Raw genomic sequence first — 20,563 nt, 5'->3', positions numbered from 1 at the left:
GAACTCACCTACATGAAATTGATACTATAATTATAAAACAAAAAAGGTATAACTTCCTCTATATTATGAGGTGTTATACCTTTTTACTATAAGGACTTTTTCAGTGGCCTCCAGATTTGGGAGGGTGTTTTTATGATGCATTGAACAAAAATGATAATAGGATAAGGAGTTATAACGATTAAAATCATAGCCATCGTCTTAGAAATTTACTTCTAATTATCCTACTAACTATGACTTAGCCCAAATCAACCTCTGCTTGGCACAGATATCTTTCATGAACGAACGCTGTGAACCGTTCTTAAAACGAACTACCATTACATTTCCCTCATCGTTAACAATGACTCCCTCTCCAAATGATTTATGTTGTATAACCAATCCTGCAACGAAATCGCTCATGGGGCTTGATACTTCCTGCCGAATCACCTCTTGAGGGTTTTTACCCTGCAGCACATGATTGACCTCACGGATAAAACGGGAAACTTTCACTCGTTTATGATGATAATAATTCATAGAGCATAAGGTTAACTGGCGTTTAGCCCTCGTCATGCCGACATAGAAAAGACGTCTCTCCTCTTCTAATAATTCGTTCTTTCCGCCTTGTTCAGCCTTGATCGTCTCTCGTTCAGGAATAATCCCTTCGACAAGATCAATTAGGAAGACCTGTTCCCATTCTAAACCCTTGGCAGAATGGATGGTTGAAAGGGTCACGGCATTTTTGTGCTTATTTTTATACGAAGACGTCATCTGCTCTTCAAGATACGTTAATCGATTGGCAAAATCCACAATTGTACATTCGTTTTGGGCAATTGAACTCAGAAGCTCCAAGAGACTTCTGACATATTCTTCAGAAAACCCTAACGACTCACATATTCTCTTCATTGCTTTATCATAATCCAGTTGGTTTCGGATATAATGGATCGCCTGAGCAGGCGAAAGAGCATTAAGCTCCTTAAACCACTTTTTGAAGTCTAAGTACTCTGATCTTTCCTTTAAAGTCACTCCCGGTTGTTCGGCTAAGATTTCAAAGATTGAACGATCGATTGGCATTTGCCTTAGTAAATCAAGATGTTGCTTACGTATAGGACAACTTAACTTAGACCAAATTCGCTCTAAAACGGACAAGCTCTTATCGTTAAATGAGAAGCGAAGGAAATTTAACATATCGTTAATGGCCCAGTGGGTAAAAAACCTCTGTTTACCTGATTCACGCATATAAAAGGAAATATTAGCCCGATCCAACGCATCTGCTAAATAAATGGCGGATAAATTATTTCGGTACAAAACCCCTACTTTTGCCAAATCCTTTTGGCCCTTGAGTTTCTGAATAATAAATTGATTTTGTTCTGTAATTCCTTCAAATTGCTTAATCCGCAGAACGTCTCCCTTAGGATTCTCAGTAAACATATCCTTATCAAATCGCAGTTTATTAGAACGAATAAAACCACAGGCTACGTCCACAATCTGCGGAGTCGAGCGAAAGTTTTGCTCCATGCGCAGGATCTTTGCACCGGGGTAGGTCTGTTCAAACTCTAAAAGGTACTTTGGTTCAGCCGCTCGAAATCCAAATATTGATTGATCATCATCCCCCACTACAAAAATGTTGCTCTTGGGTTTAACGATCATTTCAATGATTTTGTGCTGTAGAAGAGACGTATCTTGGCTCTCATCCGTAAGAATATAGTCAAATCGCTTTCGATAATACGCTAGGTACTTCGGATTTTCCATTAACTCTTGAAAGGCAAGAAAAAGCATATCGTCATAATCAATCAAACGCGGCCGGCTGCTTTGCTTATAGATCTCATAATCATTATGAATAAGGGGGAAATTCTTAATGTCACAATTTAAAAGCTCCTCAGGTTTGCTTAAGGTATTTTTTACGTAACAAATGCAATTCTGCAACCCTTCCAGCTGCTCATCGGTAATTGCGGAAGCATTATGCTTTTCATAGATTTTACGAAGAACTCCCATCTTACTATCAGCACCTGTTTGTTCCTCAATAAGTTCAAATCTGGTACCTCTTTGTCGGAAAGCGGTTCGAACTACTTCATAAGCAAAGCTATGAATCGTAGAAAATTGAATTTCCCCACAGCCTTCATTTTTACTGCTGACCATTGCTCCAAAATTCTCAACAAACCGTTCACGCATTTCCCTGGCTGCTGCCCGTCCGAAGGTTAGACAAAGAATTCTTCGAGGATCTATGTTTTTGACAAGAATCAAATAGGCTAAACGAACAGTGAGAACCGTCGTCTTGCCTGCACCGGGAACAGCTAAAAGCAAAAGAGGGCCCTGGTTATGGACAACAGCCCGTTTTTGCTGTTCAGTTAAATCAAAACCTCTAGCCTTGATCTCTGCAAAGAAATCCTTCTCGCTAATCACCTTATATCTCCCACTATGTATTTGTAACACCTTTGCTACTTCCCGATACCTCAGAAGTTGAATTCATGCACCAAGAATTACAAGAATTATATCATAGTAAAAACGCCCACGAAAATCGCAGGCGTTCACACTATAATTCTATTTCTTTCTCATCTTCTCTGGAATATACACGCAGAATGGCTCTGATGCCATATAGTTTCCAGTTGCGCCGTAGGCACGTGCTCTTGATCCACCACAAACTTTGTTATACTCACAAATACCACATTTACCTTCGTACTTATCTGGTGAACGCAAGTCTTTTAAAATAGGGCTTTCACGGTAGATGTCGCGCAGTCTATCTTCCTTAACGTTACCAACAACTAATGGTAAAAATCCACTTGGCATAACGTCACCTGTGTGTGATACGAAGATGAAACCATTTCCATCGTTAACTGCTTTTGGTGCTCTTGCCAGACCGTCAATGAACTGAGCCATGTCACGTGTCTTAGTGCCTTCGAAGGTGATTTCTCCACCTATAGTACCATTTTCCTTAGCACGTTGTTGGAATACAACACGACGATAGTGCTGACCTGCAGTTGTTTTTATATCATAAGGCGCAACTTTACTTAACTGGTATAGCCACTTGAATACTTCTTCGTGCTCAGCAGCTGATATGCAATCATCAATTGAAGCACGTCCAGTTGGAATCATCATTAAAATGTACCAAACTGATGTCTTCAACTCTTTCATCAATTCAGACATTTGCTCGAGTTGGTGTAAGTTTGCTTTGTTAATGCAAGTGTTGATTTGGTGAGAAATACCAATTTCATTTAAATACTTAACTTTCTCGATTGTTAAATCAAAAGTTCCTTCAATTCCACGAAAAGCATCATGCGTCTTAGCATCTGCACCGTCAATGGAGAAACTCCAACGAGAAATCCCAACTTCTTTCGCCTTGTCCATGCGCTCTTTTGTTACTTCCACAGTAGCACTTGGGCTCATCGAAACACGCATTCCTTTTTTAATACCGTAGTCTGCTAATTCAAAAAGGTCTTTTCGAAGCATGCAGTCCCCACCGGTGAAAACTAGCATCGGATTGTCCATTTCGTAGATTTCATCGATTAGCGCAATACCTTGCTCGTGCGTTAACTCCTCTGGATGCGGATCAGGCTGGGCATCTGCACGACAGTGTTGGCACTTAAGCCCACAGGCACGAGTAGTTTCCCAGATTACGATGAACGGGTTCTTATCGTAGTCAACGTTCATTCCTGGGTGCCCACCCGGATGACCACCTTTACCGTGCGGATGTCCACCCATTTTCATTTTATTTTCCATCTTAAATCACTCAATCCGTTTTAGTTTTCCAAATAATGATTTTACACAAAAATCTGGTGAAAGTCCATTGATAGACTTGCCGCTATTGTCCAACAGAACTTTCTACTACTTCTCACCTTAGGCAATCCGTAGATACTTTTGCTCTTCTACATGCACTTTTCGAAACACTCCATATTTGTAATTGCTCAAGATATTCTTGGCTCCGTGAATATCACGGTGTTCTCGATATCCACAAAATTGATAATCAAACGCAACTAGAAAATTTTCTATAAATAACTTTGCAGGAACGAATATGGTACCGAAATATTAAACTTTTAAGTCTTCATCCTCGTAAGGGGTCGGGAAAAAAGCCAATTGATTTTTCATACCCCTATACTAACCTCTAAGGCAAAAAATAATTCGATAGTTAAGATATTTACTTGCTATGCATACGATTCTCCTGAGGGATGGACAATTCGTTGTTCTCTGACTCCGTAAGCGCGCTTAATTATGAGATAGTGTTCTTCCATGACTATATTATTGTTTATTGTTTATAATTTATGGATAATGTGCAGTTCGGTTGGCGGGAATGTACTGTAATAAATGAGAATAATGGGAATAATGGTAATAATTGCAAGCGTACGGATGTAGGCAATTTTTTCGATATAGATTATTAGCGATTTTCGGCGTCAATATAAACCAGCCTAGTTAATGTGAAAACTATTTATTCTATAAGTATTAGTCCAAAATGATTTTGAACTTCATCCTTTCCCCGTAAAGTTGTAATTTCATAGCCATTATTCCTTACGGTTTGATAAACGTCTATTCCGCAAGCTTCCATGGCAGGTGCTATCTTGTCGGGAAAATTGCACCCCTGTGTATTGCATTCTTTACATCGCATACATGGACCACTACCAAAGGCAATTGCCTTGTAATACCCATCGAGAAACATTTCTTTAGCAATCTTCACGGCAATATCGGTCACAATAGACATATCATGACACCTAAAAAGAATAGCCATATTGTAACAATCTATTATTTCTTGAGTCTGTTTGTAGCTTGGGGATTTTGGCGGACAACACCAACTTTTACCGTATCGTCCACATCCAAATTGGCATTTATAGATTGTCCAAGGAGCAGTTACAATTGATTTAGTATCGATTGATTTTATACTATCCGAACCTAAACTCTGTAGTAATTCTATATACTTTTTTATAACAACATCTTTTTCCATCGTACCTACCTCCGATTAATATAGAATGATTAATAAATATAACCAATGATTTTTACCTAATCTTCAATTATTCAATCAATTCGACAGAGTATAAATATAATATAAACTAATCGGTATTGCGTAGTAGAAATCTTGTATTTTTAGAAAATGAAAGTCGATTTACATTTCTAATTAAAGGAACAATGAAATAGCACAATATAAAAGTAGTAATGCCATAACAATATTGATAATCTTTTCGTTTTGAACAAGAAGTTTTTGAAATACAGAACCAAATAGTGACCAGCAACAAGTAGCTATAAACCCAACAGAAGCGAGAATTGCCGAAAATATTGCTAGTACAACCGCAGACCTGTAGTACGGCACAATGAAAGTTGAAACGGTTGTAATTCCGTAAAGGATAACCTTCGGATTTACAAACTGAAGAAGAAATCCCGCTTGGAAAGTGTTTGTTTTCTTTTTGTCTTTGCTATCACTATTACCCTTACTGTGAGGGTCATTTTTATATGTCTTCCATGCAAGCCATAGAATATAAACAGCTCCAATGCAAGTCATAATTGGTTTTATAGAGGGAATAAGGCGGAAAAGTGTTACACTAAAAGTGCTACAAAGAGCAATTATTGTAAAGAAACCAAAGAAAATTCCAATATTAAAAAATATACTTTTCTTAAATCCATAACGACTGGCGTTTGACATGGACATTATATTATTTGGTCCTGGGGTAAAGGTTGTAATAACTACATACGATAAAAAAGCAGTAAAATTCGGCATATGACTCCCCTCTCTCTATTTTGTGTGATATAATATACAATATGATCTTTATACAGCATACCGTGCAATATAATAATACTTTATGTGCACTATATTGTCAATGGACGGTGGGATAATATTTTGGATAAATTGAATTATGTTATCGCCGAAAACTTAAAAAGACTTCGTGAAGAGAGAAAGTTAAGCCTTGATAATGTATCAAGGCTTTCGGGTGTTAGCAAAAGTATGCTTGGTCAAATTGAAAGGGGCGAGGTAAACCCCACAGTATCAACGGTATGGAAAATTTCCAATGGGCTTAAAATATCCTTTACCCAGTTAATGAGCAGACCAGAAGCAGATATTGAGTGTATTGATAAAACCGAAATACAACCGCTTATTGAAGATAACGGAAGATTTAGGAATTTCCCAGTATTTCCTTTTGATAGCAAAAGAAGATTCGAAATGTACTCTCTTGAGATTGATAGTGGTGGTCATCTGGATGCAGAAGCACACCCTCATGGTACTCAAGAATTTATTACCGTATTTTCAGGTGAGGTTATAATAAGCTTAAACAACAATAACTTCTTAGTAACTACAGGCAATTCAATTCGATTTAAGGCTGATAGTCCACATAGTTATAAAAATTCGGGCAGTGAAGTCTGCACATTGTGTATGGTTATTTACTATCCACAGTAGGATGTTATAAATCCAGGACCAAAAAAAACCAACTTCTACTCATGCCGTCCAAGGCGGGAAGGCATTTTATACTGATGGGTATCAAATTATAATTAAACAGCTGTCCTCGTTGCTGAATATCAGTGGAGGACAGCTGTTTATTTGGTTAGTAGGCTTAATAAGAACAATTCGAAGTAAGTTTTACTTCGCATTGTTGAGTATTTCTCATAACCTTTCGACTATTGGTATCCATATCTCACTTTTAAAACTTGATGAGGATGTATCTTTGTTTTCATTCCACAAAATTTCAGGCCCTTGTGCCAGCTCGTAATTTGTAGACGGGAACCATTCAGCATAGATACGTCCCCAAACATTTTGTAGTGCATCCGGGAATAGTCCGACTGCCTCAAACACAGCCCATTTAGATTTTGAAACTTCGAGGCATGCGAAATTATCTGGACACTCTTTCGTTGTTGCTACACCTATATAATGGTCTAACTCTCCTTTTTCCTCCATACGTCCTTCTGAAAAGTTAATCGATGCACTTATTATTCCCGATGGCTCTATATTAGAAAGTCCTTTAAGTTGTTTGATTGTTTCATCGTTAAGGCTCTGCCACATTGAGGCAATCTCTGGATTCACCCCGTTGAAAATTATAGGAACTCTTTTTTTAATACCAACAATACTAAATGTACCTTTTTCTACAATTCGGTAGTTCATTTCAATTCCCCCTTTTACTGATAGCTGGAAGGTCATTGGTGGATAAGCCTTAAGTGGACAACCATTTTTCCTAGCTTCTGTCGGTGTTATACCATGCAGATTTTGAAAAGCTCTTGAAAAGGAATCTGTGGAGTTATACCCGTATTTCATTGCAATGTCTATGACTTTAATGCTACTATTCTTAAGTTCAAATGCAGCAAGAGTTAGTCGTCTACGACGGATATACTCTGAAAGAGAAATACCTGCAAGGAAAGAAAACATTCTTGAAAAATGGTATTCAGAACATATAGCCATCTTAGCTACTTCCTTTAAATCGATGTCATTAGCAAGATTCTCCTCAATATATTGCAATGCTCGATTCAGGTTCTTAAGCAAATCCATTAGTTTAACCTCCTTTCAGTAACAGAATAGCAGGATTTGAATTCATCTTCCCGATATTCCATGCACTATTATGTCGGATAATTATTACTCCATATTTTACTGATGTGTCTAAGAATTAGCAGAACTTGCCATGCTACGCTATAAGAGTAGAATACGAATAAATAGCAAAACATTTATTACTTGGTTTCAGAGGAAATCACATTGATAAATGCTATATAAAAAGGATAGATAAGAAAAACACCAATCAATAATAGCCCCAAGACTGGAGGAGGTTCTTCTCCCCGAACCATTGCGGGAGATAAAAATAAAGTGAAGATAACGAAATAAGGAATCCAAAGAAGTGTTATTATAAATCTCAATTTTGCTTTACTTAGATACCTACTTGTGATTAGGTAAAATAAAATTGATGTAACTATAATTATCATTAGAATCAAGATACCGACCCGTATATTAGCAGTTTTAACAGACCAATTTGTTATTCTAGCGATTCGATAAATATTTCCCATAAGTTGAATCTGGGCAAATAAAGCCAGAGCGTATATAGCACTTAAAATATTTAATTTAAGGAAAATCCTCAATATTTTCTCTAAAATCATACACAAAAACCTCTTAAGAAACTTATAACTTATTGTGCTATAGATGTGTCATAACATCACCGACGCGTAAGGTTTAAGAATTAGAAGAAGTAACCAGTAAAACCATTACATTAGATTTCGGTTATTTAAAGAATGCATGATAAGCCATTAAAATTACAACTGCTAAAATTATTAACCATGAAGCTGGATGTGCCCAGTTGTTTGTCCGTCCCAGTCCGTTTGCTTTTGGAACTACAAAATTAGCATCATCTGGGTTAAAATAGAAAACATATTGATTGTGAGTTCTCCTATACTCGTCAATTTCTTCAATTGACCATTTTCTATTTGCCATGTTTTCTCTCCACCTTAAACTGACTTTAATGCTATGTCAAATGAATTAACCACCTCTATAACTTCCGTTATTTGTTACCGAAAAATACGTATAAAGTATGGAACTTTATTCCGATGCTATGAATGCCGTCCAACACTTTGTCGGGACGGCATCAATGTTCGGTTATGGGTTAGAAATTAATTTGTGGAGTTATAAAATAATGCCTACTGTAAAAGTCGAAGATATAACCATGTATTATGAATTTCACGGTGAAAAAAATGCCAATTCACTTGTGATTATTCCAGGACTAGGGACAGATTTAACTGTCTATAAGGAAATTATTAATCAACTCTCTGAAGAATTTAAAGTCCTAGCCTTTGATAACCGTGGTTCAGGTCGTACTGACAAGCCTGATATTATTTATACCATTGAAATGATGGCAAATGATACTGCAAAACTCATACGTGCTGTTGGGGTTAATAGGGGAAATATTCTAGGCATTTCCTTGGGAGGCCGCATCGCTTTGGGTAGTTTATTGTGATTTGACTTGGTTACTTCCTTATAAGATAGTTGAACATTTTGTAGAAAAGGAATTCGTAACAATATTCAAATTGGGTATATTAAAGTTTAGTTTAGAATTATAGGAGGATTTATCTATGAACAAGTTTATTTTCAATGATTATTTTCAAGAGCCACTGGGGAAAATCGCCAAGCGAATGCTTTTCACCAGCGATAATATAATTGCTTTTGTTCTAAACATTGCAAAAGGGGAAATGCTACCGGGGCATACGCATCTAGAATCAACCCTTTTCCTGCAGGTCATGGAGGGTAATGCTAAGGTTGTCACGGATGGCAATGAAACCTCGTTGCAGGTGGGCGAGTTAATGCAGGTTGATGGGCAGGAAAGCTTGCAGGTTATAAACACCGGTGAAGAGGTCTTACGTCTTTTTGTCACAATATCACCAATGGGTTCAGAGGCCTTTGCAACAGATGCGAATGTATAATGATAAAGCGCCTACAAGTTCAAATTTGGCTTGAGGCGCTTTTTTGCACTGCGACGTCTGTATACACGCTGGTTCTTTTTCTTCTGGAACCAAAATTCGTTAAAGTTAAAGCAAACTTCTTAATTATTGAATCGGAAGTACAAATGATTTTTAAAGGTCTTAAATGAGATTGAACATGAACTTTTTGAAGAAGTGATAGAAGAGCACTCGCTCAGCTTCAGCAAAAGGGAGCGTGTAAAAAAAATTTCACACACTCACTCTTATTGCTTACTTTAAGACTTTCGAGAGCTAATAATACAACTTCCCCAAATCCTACAAATGCCGTCCACCTAACATAGAGGTTGGACGGCATTTCTACTACAGGGTTTAAGAATAATGGGAACAAATTCCTTCCGCTTTTTAAAACTCTAAACGCCTTTAATATCGCCGAAAATTCACTTGAGTCATTTCAAATCCACCACGGGCATTAGTCAGACAGCCTTAATAGAAAATTCCAAACTTACGTCTTCATATCATTCTCTACACCAAACAACAATCTGAGTATCATACCCATGCTAACCCAGAGTACAGGGTCTTCAAAGAAACGCGCTTCGGACTGAGAACTAATAAAAATAGTCAAAATCCATAAAAAGTACCCCACACCAGGAATATACCAGTCTAATCGATTTTGGTCGAGACTTCGTAAACTTCGAAGAATCTGTATGAGCGCAAACCAAATCAACGCGAGTGCAGTTAGTCCCAATAATCCAAGCTCAGCTGCTATTGTAAAAAGAGTTGTATGTGAGCGAGTTGCCCCTTCAGCAACTGTCTTATAGCTTATGTAATAGGTTTTAAACATCTTCTCAAAGCCACCCAAACCAACTCCAAAAATCGGATGGTCCGTAAACATTGCCCAAGCCACTTTCCCTAAATATTTACGCTGGGCATCTAACGCTCCCAGCCCCTCTCTAAAGGTAAGCAGACGATGCTGGACGGTCGGGCTCATAGCCACGATAATGGACCCAATTACTCCCATTAGCCCAATCGACTGGGCTATTTGTTTTCTCGGAATAAGCAAGAGAATAAAAACTAAGATGATAGCCAAAGTTACTTCTCCACTGCGCGATAATGTTATTGCTAACGCTCCTATCAATCCTAATAGCGACATAAAATACGTAAGGCGCTTCCAGGTTTCAACGTTATAGATTTGGAGAATTAAATTCGCCACAATGCCTAATACAAGGTAGCGGGCAAAAATATTTGGGTCCAAAAAGGTTGAATTAACGCGTGCAATCTCTCCCACTGCTAAATATCCCCGCCAGATAAAATGTTTTGTCATTCCTTCATACAGTGTGAGTGGAACAAGTGCCACCCCGACCCAATGGACTACCCGAAAGGGAAAAAGGGTGTATTTACGTTCCGCAATAAGGCAGATGCTGAGGTAAAGCAAAAAAAACGTCAGCAATCGAACAACCTCAACTACGGTTAGTCCCCGTCCAATGGAATAAAAAATGCTAAATGCCCCAATTGTAATATAAATCATTAGGGCACGAGATAAAAAATGATTTAGAATCTTTTTCAGATTTTGATATTTCTTAGGTTCAATCCATAAACGTCTAAGCGCAGACAAGATAATACCGAGGCTAAGAATACGGGCTAGAGTAAATACAGGCTGGGAGCTGAGTTTTTCCAACAGCGGAAACCAAGTCTCGGAAATATCTAAAGCGACCACCCCAACGAGTAACGAGATTAGAGTATTCGGTTTTTTTAATCCTAAATAGACAACAATTCCAATACTAATAAGTAAAATCCCCCATTTAAAAAATGCAAAACCCACGTTAATACTCTCTTTCTAATAAATATTTACATTAAGAGTGTAAGACGAGAAATATATTCTAAAACACATTAATTTGGTCTAATAAAGAAGACGATTAAAATTTATTCTCCGTTTTCTTCCAAATTCCTCTGTGTACGACAATTTATCTTTTGATGCGCTTACTAACTTAAATATTCAATCATAGAAAACCAGTATTAAGTTAACGTAGTCTCGTTTATTTGGAGATGGTTCGCTTAATTATCTGATTCGCATTATCCTACTAACTATGACTTAGCCCAAGCTAAACACTTAGCTTCCAATTATAGATAAAACGGTTATAAATGCATAATAGTAAAAACAAAAGCCAATAACCGTAATATTTCAGTTATTGGCTAAGATGCATTTTGGTTAGTCCTGATAGTTATTAATTTTTCAAAGTCAACATCGGTTGTCCAATAGTGTCCGACTTTATTATTCAGTGTCAGACTTTATTATCAGTGAACACTTTTATTATCCGCACTTCGAATATCCGCAATGGGTGCAGACAACGCAGCCGCTTTCATGGTTAATCGGCATACCGCACTCTGGGCAGGCATTCGCTGGAGCTACGCCCGGAAGGGACTTCTTGGCAGAAATCTTTCCAGAGGGACCCGTAACTTTTGAAAGTCCGCTTGCATTTTGCCCTTCAACAGCCTGGACTTGTGTAACATTGATGCCTACTTCATTATATTTCTTAATGACACGGGCAATTGCATCCGGACAGGAAGTCACGCTTACCCCTTCACGTCGCATACAAGCAGGGCAGCGAATTCCTTTGACTTGCTCAATAATGGCATCAACAGACAAACCGGAACGTAAAGCAATAGAAATCAGGCGAGCTGTGGCCTCTGATTGTGAAGAACATCCTCCAGCCCGGCCGGTATTTGTAAATACTTCACATATTCCCTTTTCATCAGCATTAACACTAACATAAAGATTGCCGCAGCCAATTTTAATTTTCTCTGTAACCCCAATAGTTGTGGTCGGGCGTGGACGAGGCATTACGGTATTCACTTCAGGAACAAACGGGGTACTGGGGGCAGTTATCTGACCAGCTGAAGAGGTCAGGGCTTGTCCTTGATCCCCGCCTGCAGCTTGTTTGGAGGCCTCAGCGGCTGCCGGTACTGTAGTTCCAGTAGAAAGTACTTGTTCCTCTCTGCTTCCATCCCTATAAACCGTTAAGCCTTTGCAGTTCAACTCGTCTGCTAAACGATATGCTTCTGCAATATCTTCTCGTGTTGCTGAATTAGCAAAATTAATCGTCTTAGAAACTGCGTTATCCGTATATTTTTGAAAAGCGGCCTGAATGCGGATATGCCATTCCGGAGAAGTTTCTTGAGCCGTCGTAAAGATTTCCTGTACCCAGTTAGGAACCTCCGGCAGTCCGAGAACCGTTCCTTTCTCAGCAATTTTACGCATTAGTTCCGGTGAATAAAAATTGTACTCTTTCGCGAAAGTTTCAAAAAGAGGGTTTACCTCAACTAACGAAGTGCCATCCATGACAGTTTTCGTATAAGCCACTGCAAAAAGAGGTTCAACTCCGCTCGATGCAGCACAAATCATCGATATCGTTCCCGTCGGGGCAATTGTGGTTAGTGTGGCATTACGCAGTTTCATAACTCCGTCATAAATAGAGCTTTCATAATTGGGAAAAGTTCCTCGTTCTTCGGCTAGACGTTGGGACTCGATGCGTGCTTCCGTCTGAATAAATTTCATGACTTTTTCCGCATAGTCAACGGCTTCTTCCGTAGCATAAGACGTTTGCAGCAAAATCAACATATCAGCAAAGCCCATTACTCCCAGGCCAATTTTACGATTTCCTTTTACAACCTCATCAATAATCTTTAGCGGGTACTGATTGGCATCGATAACGTTATCCAAAAAGCGTACCGCCAGACGGGTAACATGACTTAATCGCTCCCAATTGATAACCATTTTACCATTTTTCTCAGTCACCATAAGTTTAAGGTTAATGGAGCCTAAGTTACACGCTTCATTAGGAAGCAAGGGCTGTTCCCCACAGGGGTTTGTCGCTTCAATTTTACCAAGTTGGGGAGTAGGATTGCTTTCGTTTAAACGATCAAGAAAGACAATTCCCGGCTCTCCGTTTTGCCATGCATGATCAACAATTTTAGCAAAAACCTCGCGAGCAGATAATTTACCTGCTGCTTCCCCAGAATGAGGGTTAATAAGGTCATAATCCCTCTCTTCACGGACAGCCTTCATAAATTCTTCCGTAATCCCAACTGAGATATTAAAGTTCGTAATTTCCTTATTGTCCTCTTTGCATTGGATAAAATCTAAAATATCCGGGTGGTCAACTTTCAGTATTCCCATATTAGCCCCGCGTCGAGTTCCACCCTGCTTTACGGCTTCTGTAGCCGAATTAAAAACCTTCATAAAAGAAATTGGTCCCGAGGCTACGCCGCCTGTTGAACGAACCATACTATTTTTAGGACGCAGACGTGAAAAACTAAAGCCCGTTCCTCCGCCAGACTTATGAATAATTGCCGCATTTTTTATCGCATCAAAAATATCCTCCATACTGTCTTCAATCGGTAAGACAAAACAGGCACTCAGCTGTCCTAGGTCCCGACCCGCATTCATTAAGGTCGGAGAGTTAGGCATAAACTCAAGATTGGCCATAATTGTATAAAATTCCTTCGCCAAAGCCCGTGTTTCTTTCTCACCTTTGCCATACTTTTCTTCTTCAATGGCGGCAATTACATTGGCAACTCGATAAATCATATCCTCCGGCGTCTCGATAACTTGTCCATCAATTTGTTTTAAATATCTCTTTTCCAACACAACACGGGCATTGGGCGTTAAATTTATCTTTAACCAGTTCTTTGGTGCTTGTCCTTCGAAATTCAACTAAAATCCCCCAACTTTCTTTATATTTCTTTATATTTCTTTATATCTCTTTACTTTCCTTATCTGTTAACGTTCCCCGTTTTTCTATAAGTTCATGTAACTCTTCCAGAAAACGTTGTATATCCCCAAACTGGCGATATACAGATGCAAAGCGTATATAGGCCACCTCATCTAAGCCGAACAATTGCTCTAAGACTGCCTCCCCAACTTCAGCACTCGTCACTTCACGCTCATGCGTATTGCGCAGAGCCTTTTCAATATTATAGGCGGCCTCTTCAATTTGTTCTGTTGAAATTGGCCGTTTTTCACATGCTCTTCGCATGCCGGCCATCATTTTAGAACGAGAGAAAACATCACGTCTTCCGTCTTTTTTGACAACCACGAGCGGTGAATCCTCAAACTTCTCAAAGGTAGTAAACCGACGCATACATCGGTCACATTCTCTGCGTCTTCGTACAGTTGTTCCTTCGTCAACCTGACGCGAATCAAAAACCTTCGTGTCCTCGTTTCCGCAGAATGGACAGCGCACCCCTTCACCCCCAATATGTAGTATGCTTTTCAATTTAAACACACTACATATAGTATGTCAACTAGCCTTTAGTCATGTTTTGAGTCTATCTTTCTAATCATTGTTTGTTTCTTCTTGCTATCTTCGTCTTTCTTGTTTTTTTATTCCGTAGTATTACTTCTAAAAAGGGACAAAATAAATTAGAACCTAAACCATGATCTGAGAAAGGAAGTGACATTACTATGATAAAAAAGATGCCTTCGGAAAAAAATCCTAATCCCAATCCAAAACCAGCGCCGCCTAATCATCAGCCGAGCATGGATTCCAGGGATAACCATGGCCTTTCTCAAGAGGAAGCTTTACGCGCTAAGAAGTAACCCTTTCATGCCTTTCCCTTTGTGCAATGACTATCAGAGTACAGGGGACCCACTTCCACTTAAAGAAGTGGGAGTCTTACGATTGGATAAATCACTAAGAGGGGCTGCAGGACCTTATCTGTTGCCCCCCTTTTGTGAAGAATCCTATCAGAATTGCATCACTTCAGGAGTTAACTTATAACGTAACGGAACAGGCAGGAATATCGGATATTTCCAATATTCCTGCCTGTTCCGTAATAAATCTCCCACTTTGCGCAAAAACTATTTTAAGGAATGAGGAACAGGAGGTGGATTATGCTCACAAAAATTATTAGAAAATCTACTAGGAAGAAACGCCGCCAATCCTCTGAGCCACTCTGCCAAAATCCGTCGGGAAACCCCACAACTCTATCTAAAAAACTAGAGGATAACCGGCAGGCAATTCTAAACACCTTTCCCAAGGCTGACGATCTAGTAATTCGAGAGTTCACTATTGGAAGCGAAGCTCCTGTTCAGGCCTTTGCGGTTATGATCTTCGGTCTTTTTAATGAAGATTCCGTTAACGAAAATCTCTTTAAGCCATTACTATCAGTACACAATAACCAACTTACAGGCTCCACTTTAGAAATCATTAAGGAAAGTATATTGTCTGTTTCCAGTGTTCAGGAAGTTCAAACTCTAGAAGATACCGTTACAGGAATTTTGTCAGGTGATACCGTCTTATTCATTGATGGAGCCGATAGAGCACTTATTGCGTCAATTCGCGGTTTTGCAGCACGTAGTGTAGAAGAACCGAGCACTGAATCGGTTATTCGTGGTCCCAGAGAAGGCTTTGTTGAGTCTCTAGGCACAAACATTTCTCTTATCCGCAGGAAAATAAAAAATCCAAATTTAATGGTTGAGAAAATGACCGTCGGCAGACAGACAAAAACATCATTAGCCATCGTCCATATTCAGGGTATTGCCAATGACGAGGTCGTTCAGGAAGTTAAGAAAAGAATATGCCGCATCGAGACAGACTCTGTTCTCGAATCAGGTTATATTGAGTCCTTCATCGAGGATGCTCCTTATTCCTTATTCCCTACCGTTGGAAATAGCGAAAAACCTGATATAGTCAGTGCGAAATTGTTGGAAGGCAGAGTTGCAATTTTAACTGATGGAACTCCCTTGGTCTTAACGGTACCTTACTTATTCATAGAAGCGTTCCAAAATAGTGAGGATTATTATTCACGGCCTTATCTTGCAACATTTATCCGTTGGCTCCGTTGGCTGGCTTTCTTTATTTCTACATTTGTACCCGCTCTTTATGTTGCTATCACAACTTATCACCAGGAACTGCTGCCAACATCACTCTTGATTAGCATTGCCAGTGCGAACGAAGGCTCACCATTTCCTACTATTGTCGAAGCACTTTTGATGCAAATCGCTTACGAAATCTTAAGGGAAGCCGGCCTTCGCTTGCCAAAGGCCGTTGGACAGGCCGTTAGTATTGTCGGCGCACTGGTCATTGGGGAAGCCGCAGTATCCGCCGGATTGGTTGGAGCTCCCATGGTTGTCGTCGTGGCCCTTACAGGAATTTCCTCCTTTGTCGTCCCAGCTTTTACAGATGTCACTACTATCGCCCGCTTTGTTCTCCTCATCTTGTCAAGCTTTTCTGGTCTATATGGAGTAATGCTCGGATTTGCGGGGTTTGTTATTCATCAACTCTCGCTTCGCTCCTTTGGAGTGCCTTATATGTCTCCGCTTGTACCACTTAACGGTTCTGGCCTTAATGATGTCATTATTCGCAAACCTTGGTGGGCTATGACTTCACGGCCTCATAGTTTAAGTAGAAACACAACGAGACAAGTTGATTCATTAGCTCCCAGTCCGCCGGAAAATCCCGGCAATTAGGAGACAACTAATTAATATACCTCTCCATAAAGGAGATCCTATGTTAGAAAATGCAAAAATCACCCCCAAACAACTTATTTTCCTTGTAGCAATAAGCAGACTTGTCGTTTCAATTACGTTTTTCCCTGTTTTTACTGGTCCTCCAGGAAATCAGGATGTATGGATATCGGAAATTTTTAGTCTTCCTGCTAGTCTATTGTTAACAGTTCCATTTTATCTATTATGGAAACGATTTCCGGATCAGTCACTCTTTGAATATGCAGAGACACTCCTTGGCAAAGCTGGTAAAGCAGTCAGTCTTCTTTATGTCTTATATTTTTGTCATGGACTATCTCTATTTTTATACGAATGGAGCGCCTTTTTGACAACTGCCGTTATGCCTGAAACTCCAGTCCTTTTTATTCTCCTCTTTCTTTTCCCGTTTTGTGCTTATGCTGTTCTCAAGGGCATTGAAGTAATTTCACGGTTTGCTGAATTTCTAGCGCCTATAGTCTTCGGAGGAATTTTAGTTATATTTCTGCTGCTGGCTAAAGATATGGATTTCAATGTTTTTATGCCATTCATGGAAAAAAACATAATATCCATAGGAATGGGTGGATTCGCAATTGCCTTGAAAACATCCGAGATAGTTGTACTCGCTATGCTGCTTCCCCATTTAAAATCTGAGAAAGAGAAAGCAAAGCTTGTCCTGATATCCAGTTATTCTCTTATAGCACTTTTGTGGCTTATTACAACTGTAACTGTTCTGGCAACTCTAGGACTCGATTTAGCTAAGATGCTTCAGTTTCCTTATTTTAGCGCCGTTCGTTTAGTGAACATTGGTGATTTTATTGAACGCATAGAATCTATTCATCTCTCAATATGGATTCTCAGTGGTTATCTAAAAGCCATCTTATATCTCTATGTTATTCTGATCGGATTGAGTCACTTAGTTGGGATAAAGGATTATAGGCCCCTTGTTATCTCAACCCTTACCATACTTCTTCCGATATGTCTATCCGTTCAAAGCAACATTTCCGATCTCAATGATTTTTTGTCTTATCCTATATCCGTTTGGATTAATATTATTTTCATAATTGTTATCCCCTATCTGCTTCTCGCTATAGCCTTCTTTAGAAAGCAAGGTGAAAAGAACATATGAGAAGAAAAATTACTTTAATAATCCCAACTATTCTTCTGTTACTTCTTCTACCAGGTTGCTGGAACCGGCGAGAACTAAATACCATGGCAATTGTTGAAGCTGTGGGTGTTGATCGGGCTAATGACGGACAAATCGTTGTATCGCTTCAAATTTTAAAACCTAGCGCAATTAAATCTTCAACATCGGAAAAAGCGAGTGGCACGAAAAGTGTTTGGGTCGTCACGAGCAAAGGAGAAACAGTTTTTGATGCTATACGAAATGCTTCACTGCAAACAGATCGAAAAGCATATTTTTCTCACAACACTGTTTACGTTTTATCTGAAGAACTCGCCAGGAATGGAATCAGCGACGAACTGGATCTATTCAGTCGCGATTCTGAATTTCGTAAATTAACTTATGTTTTTATTACCAGAAGAAAAGCTGAGGATATTATTAGAAGCGATTATGAACAGGAAAAAATACCTGCCCAAGCAATAGAAAAGCTTGCCAAAGTAACATATGCAGCTTCTAAAGTCCCCAAAGTCCAGTTAATTGATCTCCTCAAAAATTTCGCCAGCAAAACCAATGACTCAATTGTTCCCGGGATTGACATAATCCAAGAGGACAATAAAAACCCAAACGAAGAAAGCCTAAAGCTTGATGGAACAGCGATCTTAAAACGAGATCGAATGGTTGGTTGGTTTAATGAAAAGGAAACTAGGGGTGTCTTATGGGTTCTTGGCAAAGTAAAAAGCGGAATCATTGATATTGCGACTCCCGGAAATGAAAGCAAAAAGTCCGGAATTGAAATTATCAGAGCTGACAGCAATGTTGTACCGGAGTTAGTTGACGGGAATCTCATAATGACGATTAATGTTCGTCTGGACGGCAATCTTGGAGAAGAAATGGGAAGCAGCGATTTAGTAAAACCTGAATCCTTTGATGAGATCGAAAAACAAATAGACACAGATATCAAAGAGGAGATCAGCAGCGCCGTCAGCAAAGCTCAAAATTGGGACGTGGACATCTTCAAATTCGCCCCGGACGTGCATCGCAAGTATCCCCGAGAATGGCCCGAATTAGAAAGAAACTGGCGAGAAGAGTTTAGGAAAATTCAAATCAATATAATTGTCGACGCCAAGCTCCATTGGTCCGGGTATCTTAAAAAACCAGTTCAACCGAAAAACACTGAAGGAGAAGTGGCTCAATGAAAGTTTTTCTTTATATTCTAGTCTTAATTCTGATCTTTACGCTTTTGTCTCTCTCACAAATTCCTCCACTTATAAAAAACAGGCAGCGAAAAGAACTTATTCTGGTAATCAGTCTTTTGTCAATTGGCTTTATCCTGAACTTCTTATTAATTATCGGTATTAAACTGCCTAATCCCATTAAGATCCTGACCACAGTTATTCATTCACTACTTTAAAAACTAACGGTTAACAACTTCACTTACACAGATAGACTGCCTCATTGGCAGTCTATCACTTATTTACCTGGCGATGACCTACTTTCCCAGGAGCCTGCGCCCCAAGTATTATCGGCCCTGGAACGAAAGGCGGATGAGCCTTTCGCCACACTGCGTCCCCATACGCATACTCCTGCAGTGTGGATCCTTAACTTCCGTGTTCGTGTATACGAAAAGCACGAAAGCCTCCGGTGGAGGGTTTCGCCGAGCCACCAACCCCAGAGATTCACTTCGTGGCGAAGTACGAGCTTTTCGCCACGCTGCGACTTGTGAAACATTCTCCTGCAATGTGGACCCGAACGGGTGGAATCCCTAACTTCTTCCCACAATGCTTATTATTATTACTTTAACTTAACCTTTACTCTCATGCAACACAAAGGGGCTGTGTTGAAACTTTGTTTCTCACAGCCCCTCAATAGGTTTCGAATGGGGAAGGCTAAACTGACTGACCGTCTATCCTAAGACGACAGTCAGTTTTCTCATGTTATGGGCAATACAATGTAATCCCCACTCCAGCTTGACCTTTTCCAATCCCTTTAGGATAAATCGTCGCACACCAAAATTGCCTTTGATATCTCCAAAGACACTTTCCACCTCTATAGGTCTTAAGCTACGCATTTTTATCCCATATTCGCTGGTCAGATTAGCCCTTGCCTCTGCTTTTAGTTCATTGCCTTTAGGGTTAATGTTGATCTGCTTCTTAAAATTCGCATTATTACTTTGCTTAATACAACGTTTGCGGTAGGGACAATCTTGACAATCATCACTTTGATAGACTCGGATTGTACTTTGATAGCCCCTTTTGCTTTTCTGAGTTTTTATGTGCTTGAACCTTAGAACCCTCCCAAACCCGCACGTGTATTCATCCTTCTCCTTATCATAGAGCCAATTCTGAACCAGCGTCGGATCGGATTTCCACTTGGCCGTTGCTTCCTTATGAAAGGTATTATATTTTACATAGTTCCCAAGGTTCTTTTGAGTCAGATATTCGTAATTCTCTTCACTGCCATATCCCGCATCGGCAACAATGTTGGCAGGGAGTTTCCCCCCTAAGTTTTTCTTCAATTCTTCCAGATGTTCTTTCATGCAATTGGTATCGCCTGCTGATTGATGGATACTATATCCTACGACAAATTGATTTTCTGTTCCTATTTGGACATTGTAACCCGGCTTTAAT

Annotated in this window: 19 protein-coding genes; 8 read left to right on the top strand and 11 right to left on the bottom strand. The window is 39.5% G+C overall.

Annotation, left to right across the window (positions count from 1 at the left end; genetic code table 11):
• Positions 1–228 precede the first annotated feature (228 nt).
• The 4 genes from DEAC_RS02145 to DEAC_RS02130 all read right to left on the bottom strand — a co-directional run bounded on the left by DEAC_RS02145 (position 229) and on the right by DEAC_RS02130 (position 5,671).
• Complete coding sequence (locus DEAC_RS02145; RefSeq protein ID WP_047808407.1) at positions 229–2,376, bottom strand: ATP-dependent helicase; 2,148 nt, start codon at positions 2,374–2,376, stop codon at positions 229–231.
• 138 nt (positions 2,377–2,514) lie between these two features.
• Positions 2,515–3,690 (bottom strand): TIGR04053 family radical SAM/SPASM domain-containing protein, encoded by a 1,176-nt coding sequence (locus DEAC_RS02140; RefSeq protein ID WP_200903077.1) that lies wholly within the window; start codon positions 3,688–3,690, stop codon positions 2,515–2,517.
• A 703-nt stretch (positions 3,691–4,393) separates the two neighbouring features.
• Positions 4,394–4,903: a DUF2284 domain-containing protein gene (locus DEAC_RS02135; RefSeq protein WP_047808406.1), complete on the bottom strand. Its 510-nt coding sequence runs from the start codon at positions 4,901–4,903 to the stop codon at positions 4,394–4,396.
• 171 nt (positions 4,904–5,074) lie between these two features.
• Complete coding sequence (locus DEAC_RS02130) at positions 5,075–5,671, bottom strand: LysE family transporter (RefSeq protein WP_047808405.1); 597 nt, start codon at positions 5,669–5,671, stop codon at positions 5,075–5,077.
• 120 nt (positions 5,672–5,791) lie between these two features.
• On the opposite strand from DEAC_RS02130, the gene DEAC_RS02125 reads away from it, so the two are divergent.
• Entirely contained in the window at positions 5,792–6,346 is a 555-nt protein-coding gene (locus DEAC_RS02125) for a helix-turn-helix domain-containing protein (protein WP_047808404.1), read from the top strand.
• Positions 6,347–6,550: 204 nt separating this feature from the next.
• Here the strand turns inward: DEAC_RS02125 and DEAC_RS02120 are convergent, their stop codons facing one another.
• The 3 genes from DEAC_RS02120 to DEAC_RS02110 form a co-directional block, all read right to left on the bottom strand.
• Entirely contained in the window at positions 6,551–7,426 is an 876-nt protein-coding gene (locus DEAC_RS02120) for an AraC family transcriptional regulator (RefSeq protein WP_047808403.1), read from the bottom strand.
• Positions 7,427–7,602: 176 nt separating this feature from the next.
• Positions 7,603–8,022, bottom strand: a complete 420-nt coding sequence (locus tag DEAC_RS02115; protein ID WP_047808402.1) for a hypothetical protein — start codon at positions 8,020–8,022, stop codon at positions 7,603–7,605.
• Positions 8,023–8,143: 121 nt separating this feature from the next.
• Positions 8,144–8,353 (bottom strand): DUF5808 domain-containing protein, encoded by a 210-nt coding sequence (locus DEAC_RS02110; RefSeq protein WP_047808401.1) that lies wholly within the window; start codon positions 8,351–8,353, stop codon positions 8,144–8,146.
• 97 nt (positions 8,354–8,450) lie between these two features.
• Between DEAC_RS02110 and DEAC_RS02105 the strand changes: the two genes are divergently transcribed.
• Positions 8,451–8,873: an alpha/beta fold hydrolase gene (locus DEAC_RS02105; RefSeq protein WP_083995833.1), complete on the top strand. Its 423-nt coding sequence runs from the start codon at positions 8,451–8,453 to the stop codon at positions 8,871–8,873.
• 115 nt (positions 8,874–8,988) lie between these two features.
• Positions 8,989–9,336, top strand: coding sequence for a cupin domain-containing protein (locus tag DEAC_RS02100; RefSeq protein WP_047808400.1), 348 nt, complete (start codon positions 8,989–8,991; stop codon positions 9,334–9,336).
• A gap of 499 nt (positions 9,337–9,835) precedes the next feature.
• Here the strand turns inward: DEAC_RS02100 and DEAC_RS02095 are convergent, their stop codons facing one another.
• From DEAC_RS02095 to nrdR, 3 genes are all read right to left on the bottom strand, one after another.
• Positions 9,836–11,152, bottom strand: a complete 1,317-nt coding sequence (locus DEAC_RS02095; protein ID WP_047808399.1) for an O-antigen ligase family protein — start codon at positions 11,150–11,152, stop codon at positions 9,836–9,838.
• A 489-nt stretch (positions 11,153–11,641) separates the two neighbouring features.
• Complete coding sequence (locus tag DEAC_RS02090) at positions 11,642–14,044, bottom strand: vitamin B12-dependent ribonucleotide reductase (RefSeq protein WP_047808398.1); 2,403 nt, start codon at positions 14,042–14,044, stop codon at positions 11,642–11,644.
• Between the two features lie 40 nt (positions 14,045–14,084).
• Positions 14,085–14,573 (bottom strand): transcriptional regulator NrdR, encoded by a 489-nt coding sequence (gene nrdR / locus DEAC_RS02085; protein WP_047808397.1) that lies wholly within the window; start codon positions 14,571–14,573, stop codon positions 14,085–14,087.
• Between the two features lie 221 nt (positions 14,574–14,794).
• Here nrdR and DEAC_RS24480 point away from each other — a divergent pair, with 221 nt between their 5' ends.
• From DEAC_RS24480 to DEAC_RS02060, 5 genes are all read left to right on the top strand, one after another.
• Positions 14,795–14,929, top strand: a complete 135-nt coding sequence (locus DEAC_RS24480; protein ID WP_282433328.1) for a hypothetical protein — start codon at positions 14,795–14,797, stop codon at positions 14,927–14,929.
• Positions 14,930–15,223: 294 nt separating this feature from the next.
• Positions 15,224–16,801, top strand: a complete 1,578-nt coding sequence (locus tag DEAC_RS02075) for a spore germination protein (protein ID WP_083995831.1) — start codon at positions 15,224–15,226, stop codon at positions 16,799–16,801.
• A 40-nt stretch (positions 16,802–16,841) separates the two neighbouring features.
• Positions 16,842–17,942, top strand: coding sequence for a GerAB/ArcD/ProY family transporter (locus DEAC_RS02070; protein ID WP_047808395.1), 1,101 nt, complete (start codon positions 16,842–16,844; stop codon positions 17,940–17,942).
• Entirely contained in the window at positions 17,939–19,132 is a 1,194-nt protein-coding gene (locus DEAC_RS02065; protein ID WP_047808394.1) for a Ger(x)C family spore germination protein, read from the top strand. Before DEAC_RS02070 ends, DEAC_RS02065 begins: the two co-directional genes overlap by 4 nt.
• Positions 19,129–19,347 (top strand): hypothetical protein, encoded by a 219-nt coding sequence (locus tag DEAC_RS02060; RefSeq protein ID WP_047808393.1) that lies wholly within the window; start codon positions 19,129–19,131, stop codon positions 19,345–19,347. The genes DEAC_RS02065 and DEAC_RS02060 overlap by 4 nt, the downstream gene beginning before the upstream one ends.
• Before the next feature lie 492 nt (positions 19,348–19,839).
• Here DEAC_RS02060 and DEAC_RS02055 read toward each other — a convergent pair.
• Positions 19,840–20,563: transposase (locus DEAC_RS02055; RefSeq protein ID WP_047808392.1), on the bottom strand; the 724-nt coding region annotated here is incomplete at its 5' end.

This window comes from Desulfosporosinus acididurans (assembly GCF_001029285.1).
Classification (GTDB): Bacteria; Bacillota; Desulfitobacteriia; order Desulfitobacteriales; family Desulfitobacteriaceae; genus Desulfosporosinus; species Desulfosporosinus acididurans.
Note: the sequence above shows the minus strand (reverse complement) of the source record. Positions and strands in the feature narration are given on the sequence as shown.

Excerpts from the sequence above, each read along its gene's own strand:
- DEAC_RS02060 (WP_047808393.1), top strand. The coding sequence starts at position 19,129 with ATGAAAGTTTTTCTTTATATTCTAGTCTTAATTCTGATCTTTACGCTT.
- DEAC_RS02110 (WP_047808401.1), bottom strand. The coding sequence starts at position 8,353 with ATGGCAAATAGAAAATGGTCAATTGAAGAAATTGACGAGTATAGGAGA.
- DEAC_RS02075 (WP_083995831.1), top strand. The coding sequence starts at position 15,224 with ATGCTCACAAAAATTATTAGAAAATCTACTAGGAAGAAACGCCGCCAA.
- DEAC_RS02105 (WP_083995833.1), top strand. The coding sequence starts at position 8,451 with ATGGAACTTTATTCCGATGCTATGAATGCCGTCCAACACTTTGTCGGG.
- DEAC_RS02070 (WP_047808395.1), top strand. The coding sequence starts at position 16,842 with ATGTTAGAAAATGCAAAAATCACCCCCAAACAACTTATTTTCCTTGTA.
- DEAC_RS02135 (WP_047808406.1), bottom strand. The coding sequence starts at position 4,903 with ATGGAAAAAGATGTTGTTATAAAAAAGTATATAGAATTACTACAGAGT.
- DEAC_RS02120 (WP_047808403.1), bottom strand. The coding sequence starts at position 7,426 with ATGGATTTGCTTAAGAACCTGAATCGAGCATTGCAATATATTGAGGAG.
- DEAC_RS02115 (WP_047808402.1), bottom strand. The coding sequence starts at position 8,022 with ATGATTTTAGAGAAAATATTGAGGATTTTCCTTAAATTAAATATTTTA.
- DEAC_RS02100 (WP_047808400.1), top strand. The coding sequence starts at position 8,989 with ATGAACAAGTTTATTTTCAATGATTATTTTCAAGAGCCACTGGGGAAA.
- DEAC_RS02065 (WP_047808394.1), top strand. The coding sequence starts at position 17,939 with ATGAGAAGAAAAATTACTTTAATAATCCCAACTATTCTTCTGTTACTT.
- DEAC_RS02140 (WP_200903077.1), bottom strand. The coding sequence starts at position 3,690 with ATGGAAAATAAAATGAAAATGGGTGGACATCCGCACGGTAAAGGTGGT.
- DEAC_RS02130 (WP_047808405.1), bottom strand. The coding sequence starts at position 5,671 with ATGCCGAATTTTACTGCTTTTTTATCGTATGTAGTTATTACAACCTTT.
- DEAC_RS24480 (WP_282433328.1), top strand. The coding sequence starts at position 14,795 with ATGATAAAAAAGATGCCTTCGGAAAAAAATCCTAATCCCAATCCAAAA.